This window comes from Vibrio sp. 10N.261.52.A1 (genome assembly GCF_002876325.1).
In the GTDB taxonomy this organism is placed as follows: domain Bacteria; phylum Pseudomonadota; class Gammaproteobacteria; order Enterobacterales; family Vibrionaceae; genus Vibrio; species Vibrio chagasii.
The window spans coordinates 1-5,115 of the sequence record NZ_MCYD01000734.1; the positions used below are offsets into that span (position 1 = coordinate 1).

Below are 5,115 nucleotides of genomic sequence, written 5' to 3' on the forward strand. Positions count from 1 at the left end.
GATACTAATATTTATTGCCTCTTGGTCGACCTACTACTTGTTCGACAAAGAGCAAACATCGACGATACAAGTGGCTCCGAATTTGGAGCTACCTGCTTTTAGCGGCAACAGCCTCAACAACATCAGTTACGATGAGTCAGGTATTCGCAGCTACCAAGTTGAATCGACGTATTTAGAACACTTCTCAGTGGTTGGCGACACGCACTTTCAAAACCCTGTTCTCTCGGTATTCCGTGAAGGGCATACGATTGAATGGCAAGTCACCGCTGATCGCGCGATTATGGATGAAAATCAGGTTGTCACTTTTTATGACAACGTTGTGGCAAAGAATCTACTGCCAGGGGCAAGCTTCGATACAATGACCACTGAAAAAATGGTGATTGAGCTGAAAAGCCGAGATTTTTATTCAGATACTCCGGTCCATATGATCGGTACATTTTTTGAAAATGAGGGTCAAGCAATAAAAGGTAACTTCGGTACCAACAATGCGACTCTCTTTAATTCTGTTCAAGGTAGATATGAAACTCTTACACCTTAGTTTATTCGCTTTGACTCTTGCGGCACCAAATGTCTACGCCCTATCTTCGGATAGCGAGCAACCTGTCTACATTGACTCAGACAGCCAGCAATTGGATATGAAAAGTAACCAAGTAACCTTCATTGGTGATGTAAACCTGAAACAAGGCAGCATCAATATCAATGCAGATAAGGTGATTGTTACCCGCAACGCCGTAAATGGTGAGATTGAAGAGATTCAAGGCTTCGGTAAACCGGCGACCTTCTCTCAACTGACTGATGATGGAAAGACGCTCTACGGTGAAGCTGACGACCTACATTACCAGCTTGTTGCTGACAAACTGATCATGACCAAGAATGCGATGCTATCTCAAGATGGCAGTATCATCCGAGGCTCTAAAATCACTTACCAGATTGGCTCTCAGAAGCTAGTCGCTGACAGTGGTGAGAACAAACGAGTATCAACGGTTTTACAACCAACGGAAGTGAATAAGTAGCCATGGCCGTTCTAAAAGCACAAAACCTAGCGAAAACATACAGCAAACGTAAAGTAGTGACTGACGTAAGCCTGCAGGTTGAGTCAGGCCAGATTGTCGGCTTGCTTGGTCCTAATGGTGCCGGTAAAACGACTTCTTTCTACATGATTGTAGGCTTAGTTGCACGTGACGAAGGTACCATCAGCATTGATGACCGAGATATCAGTATCTTACCAATGCATAGCCGTTCGCGACTTGGTATCGGTTACTTGCCTCAAGAAGCGTCTATCTTCCGTAAGCTGTCTGTAGAGAACAACATCATGGCGGTGTTACAGACCCGTGATGAGATGACCAATGAGCAGCGTCAGGATAAGCTAGAAGACCTTCTAGAAGAGTTCCACATCCAACATATCCGTCACAGTAATGGTATGGCCCTATCGGGTGGTGAACGTCGTCGTGTTGAAATCGCTCGCGCTCTTGCAGCAAACCCTCAGTTTATCTTGCTAGACGAACCGTTTGCTGGTGTTGACCCGATCTCGGTTATCGATATCAAGAAAATCATTGAACACCTGCGCGATCGCGGTTTGGGTGTTTTGATTACCGACCACAACGTTCGTGAAACATTAGACGTGTGTGAAAAGGCCTACATCGTGAGCCAAGGACACCTGATCGCAGAGGGTACTCCTGAAGATGTTCTCAATAACGAACAAGTTAAACAAGTTTATCTAGGCGAACAATTCCGTCTATGATTATATAGAGAGTATCGAGAGTTCTAAGAATAATAACTAGGTAAGTAACACTGAATGAAACCCTCATTACAACTTAAGCTAGGCCAACAGTTAGCAATGACTCCTCAATTGCAGCAAGCGATTCGTTTGTTGCAGTTGTCTACTTTAGATTTGCAACAAGAGATCCAAGAAGCACTTGAATCTAACCCACTACTCGATGTCGAAGAAGGCAATGAAGAAACGCCATCATCGGAAGAAAAGCCTAGCAGTGACGAGAAAGAAACAGTTGAAGCCGCAGAGCAAGACTTACCTGACAGCTCAGACTTAATCGAAAAATCAGAGATTGGTAACGAACTCGAGATCGACACAACTTGGGAAGATGTCTACAGCGCAAATACAGGTAACACTGGCATTGCGATCGATGACGACATGCCTGTCTATCAAGGTGAAACCACCCAAAGCCTGCACGATTACCTACTTTGGCAACTCGACCTGACCCCCTTCACAGAAACAGACCGAAGCATTGCATTCGCGCTAATCGATGCCATCGATGACTATGGCTACCTCACCGTGTCTTGTGAAGACATCCTTGAAAATTTCGATAGTGAAGACATTGAACTTGATGAGATCGAAGCCGTTCGCAAACGAATTCAGCAATTTGACCCATTGGGCGTTGGCTCTGTTAACCTGCAAGATTGCTTACTGCTACAACTGGCGACTTTCCCACAAGACACACCTTGGCTTGAAGAGGCTAAGTTAGTACTTACTAGCCATATCGACCAACTCGGTAACCGTGATTACAAACTCGTGATCAAGGAAACCAAGTTGAAGGAAGCAGAGCTACGTGAGGTTCTGCAGCTCATTCAACAACTGGACCCACGACCTGGCAGCAAGATTACGCCAGACGAAACCGAATATGTGGTTCCTGATGTGTCGGTATTTAAAGACCTAGGTAAATGGTTAGTGACCATTAACCCTGACAGCGTGCCAAAGCTGAAAGTCAATCAGCAGTACGCTGATTTAGGCAGTAAAGGCAACAGCGCCGATAACCAATACATTCGCTCGAACTTGCAAGAGGCGAAGTGGTTAATCAAAAGCTTAGAAAGCCGAAATGAGACGCTACTCAAAGTTGCGCGATGCATTGTTGAACATCAGCGCGATTTCTTCGAACATGGCGAAGAAGCGATGAAGCCAATGGTACTCAACGATGTTGCTTTAGCCGTTGATATGCACGAATCCACGATCTCTCGTGTGACGACTCAAAAGTTCATGCATACGCCTCGTGGCATCTTCGAACTGAAATACTTTTTCTCGAGCCATGTCAGTACTGACAATGGCGGTGAATGTTCATCGACAGCAATTCGAGCACTCATTAAGAAGCTTGTTGCGGCAGAAAATACCGCTAAGCCTCTCAGTGATAGCAAGATAGCTGCTTTACTGGCTGACCAAGGAATTCAGGTAGCTAGACGTACGATAGCGAAATACCGTGAGTCTCTGGGCATTGCCCCATCGAGTCAGCGTAAACGCCTGCTATAAGCTAATTTAATAGCTTTTTGTTTAATAGCTATTATCAGGCACCAACTGAAAAGGAAAGTCTATGCAAATCAATATTCAAGGCCATCACGTTGATCTTACCGATTCAATGCAAGACTATGTTCACACCAAATTCGACAAACTTGAGCGCTTCTTTGATCATATCAATAGTGTTCAGGTTGTATTAAAAGTTGAGAAAATCAATCAAATTGCAGAAGCGACCCTTCATGTAAATCAAGGTGAGATTCATGCAACAGCAACAGATGAAAGCATGTATGCTGCGATTGATTCATTGGTTGATAAACTCGTCCGCCAACTCAACAAGCACAAAGAAAAGCTAAGTAGTCACTAACATGCAATTAAGCGAAGTACTTTCATTGGACTGCACCAAAAGTGCAGTCCAATGCACAAGCAAAAAAAGAGCCCTTGAGCTCATCAGTCAAATCGCAGCAGAGAGCTGTGGTCAAGATTCAACAGAGCTATTTGAGTGCATGTTGAGCCGCGAGAAGATGGGAAGTACCGGTATTGGTAATGGTATCGCCATTCCTCACGCTCGTATGAATGTCAGTGATAAAGCCATCGCTGTATTGCTGCAATGCCAAGATCCGATCGAATTTGATGCGATTGATAACCGTCCTGTCGACCTACTATTTGCCTTGCTTGTTCCTAGCGAACAGTGCAAAGAGCATCTAAAAACCCTTTCTTGTATGGCAGAACGACTAAACGACAAGCAGACTCTTAAACAGCTGCGTAATGCTCAGAGCGATCAAGAGCTTTACGACATCATGATTCAAGTGCCAACTTGCGAGCAATAACATGCGATTAATCGTGGTTAGTGGCCAATCAGGGGCCGGTAAAAGTGTTGCGTTACGAGTCCTAGAAGACTTGGGGTATTACTGTGTCGATAATCTACCAGTAAACCTGCTCAACAACTTTGTCGAATCGGTACGCGAAAGCAACCAAAACGTTGCGGTAAGTATTGATATACGTAACCTACCGAAAGAGCCTCAGTTAGTCACCGACACGCTCGAGCAACTCGAGTTAGCTACAAACATCGATGTTGATGTATTGTTCCTCGATGCCAGCAAGCAGACACTCCTTAAGCGCTACAGCGAAACCCGCAGAATCCACCCTTTATCAATTGGCCAAGAGAAACTTTCTCTAGAGCAGGCTATTGATTTAGAAAAGACACTTCTCAGCCCTCTAGCAGAGCAAGCCAGCATTGTGATTGATAGCAGTGACTGTAACCTCTACGAGTTGAGTGAAAAAGTGCGCTTTAAAGTCGAAGGCAAAGAGAAGCAAGAACTAATCATTGTCTTTCAATCTTTCGGCTTTAAATTTGGTCTGCCAAGCGATGCCGACTACGTGTTTGATGTTCGCTTCTTGCCAAACCCTCACTGGGAACCTGACTTACGACCAATGACAGGCCTTGATGCTCCGATTCACTCATTCCTAGAACAACATCAAGAAGTGATTGAACTCAAGCAACAGATTCAAGGCTTTGTTGAGCAATGGCTGCCAATGTTAGAGAAAAACAATCGCAGTTACCTAACGGTTGCCATTGGTTGTACTGGTGGTAAGCACCGCTCGGTGTATCTAACGCAGAAAATTGGCGAATACTTCGAACAACTTGGTCATCAAGTTCAAATCAGACATGCCTCTCTAGAGAAGCACCAACAGGGCTAACCATGGAATTAACTCGAACTGTACTGATCCAAAACCGCTTGGGTCTTCACGCTAGAGCTGCCGTAAAGTTGGTTGAGCTTGCCCAAAGCTTTGATGCCACTATCACAATTCATAGTGAAGAAGATAAAAGTGCCACCGCAGACAGCGTGATGGGACTATTAATGTTGGAATCCGCC

Annotated in this window: 8 protein-coding genes; all 8 read left to right on the top strand. The window is 44.8% G+C overall.

Annotated features, from left to right (window positions below):
* Window position 1: 1 nt before the first annotated feature.
* Complete coding sequence (gene lptC / locus BCT81_RS15000) at window positions 2–538, top strand: LPS export ABC transporter periplasmic protein LptC (RefSeq protein WP_241908216.1); 537 nt, start codon at window positions 2–4, stop codon at window positions 536–538.
* On the top strand, window positions 519–1,013 hold the full coding sequence (lptA, locus tag BCT81_RS15005; protein WP_004738701.1) for a lipopolysaccharide transport periplasmic protein LptA: 495 nt from the start codon (window positions 519–521) through the stop codon (window positions 1,011–1,013). The genes lptC and lptA overlap by 20 nt, the downstream gene beginning before the upstream one ends.
* Window positions 1,014–1,015: 2 nt before the next feature.
* Window positions 1,016–1,741 carry an LPS export ABC transporter ATP-binding protein gene (gene lptB, locus BCT81_RS15010; RefSeq protein ID WP_004738702.1) on the top strand — a complete coding sequence of 242 codons (726 nt, stop codon included), beginning with the start codon at window positions 1,016–1,018 and terminating at the stop codon, window positions 1,739–1,741.
* 54 nt (window positions 1,742–1,795) lie between these two features.
* On the top strand, window positions 1,796–3,256 hold the full coding sequence (locus BCT81_RS15015) for an RNA polymerase factor sigma-54 (protein WP_061033903.1): 1,461 nt from the start codon (window positions 1,796–1,798) through the stop codon (window positions 3,254–3,256).
* A 61-nt stretch (window positions 3,257–3,317) separates the two neighbouring features.
* On the top strand, window positions 3,318–3,605 hold the full coding sequence (gene hpf / locus BCT81_RS15020; protein ID WP_008220435.1) for a ribosome hibernation promoting factor: 288 nt from the start codon (window positions 3,318–3,320) through the stop codon (window positions 3,603–3,605).
* 1 nt (window position 3,606) lies between these two features.
* Entirely contained in the window at window positions 3,607–4,068 is a 462-nt protein-coding gene (ptsN, locus tag BCT81_RS15025; RefSeq protein ID WP_004738707.1) for a PTS IIA-like nitrogen regulatory protein PtsN, read from the top strand.
* A 1-nt stretch (window position 4,069) separates the two neighbouring features.
* Window positions 4,070–4,939, top strand: coding sequence for an RNase adapter RapZ (gene rapZ / locus BCT81_RS15030; RefSeq protein WP_102424948.1), 870 nt, complete (start codon window positions 4,070–4,072; stop codon window positions 4,937–4,939).
* A gap of 2 nt (window positions 4,940–4,941) precedes the next feature.
* Window positions 4,942–5,115, top strand: a 174-nt coding sequence (locus BCT81_RS15035) for an HPr family phosphocarrier protein (RefSeq protein WP_133152634.1), incomplete at its 3' end; no start/stop codon positions are given.